The 371-nt window shown below is 36.1% G+C and carries 1 protein-coding gene and 1 pseudogene; both read left to right on the top strand.

What is annotated here, in order from left to right:
• The first annotated feature begins 52 nt into the window (after positions 1-52).
• On the top strand, positions 53-133 hold the full coding sequence (locus tag IQR33_RS36100) for a hypothetical protein (RefSeq protein WP_416222700.1): 81 nt from the start codon (positions 53-55) through the stop codon (positions 131-133).
• A 94-nt stretch (positions 134-227) separates the two neighbouring features.
• Positions 228-371, top strand: a pseudogene (locus tag IQR33_RS26705) (antibiotic acetyltransferase); the annotation flags it as partial.

Raw genomic sequence — 371 nt, 5'->3', positions numbered from 1 at the left:
AGGTGGCTTTGGGGCATATGTCGCGTATGTACCCTCTGAAAAAATAGGCATAGTGATTCTGGCGAATAAAAACTACCCTAATGCAGAAAGAGTAGAGGCTGCTTACCATATTATTAGCTCAGTGGTGAAGTAAATTTTAGTGGTAATAGGCACTACGTAATTATTAGAGCTTATTTAGATACATACTATCTACAGTGTTTTATTAGATAGTATTTATAGGAGTATTCATGAAAACTAAGCATTGGTCTAAGGTGACTTTGCTACATGAAGTTGTTACGAACCCAAATATAACGATTAAAGGTAAACATAGTTATTACAGTGATTGTTGGGACGCCGGTTTTGAAGAGTCTGTTGTAAGATATCTACAAGGC

Source organism: Vibrio sp. OPT46, from assembly GCF_015163535.1.
Classification (GTDB): Bacteria; Pseudomonadota; Gammaproteobacteria; order Enterobacterales; family Vibrionaceae; genus Vibrio; species Vibrio alginolyticus.
The sequence above is the reverse complement of the archived record's forward strand: the minus strand, read 5'-3'. Positions and strand labels throughout refer to the sequence as shown.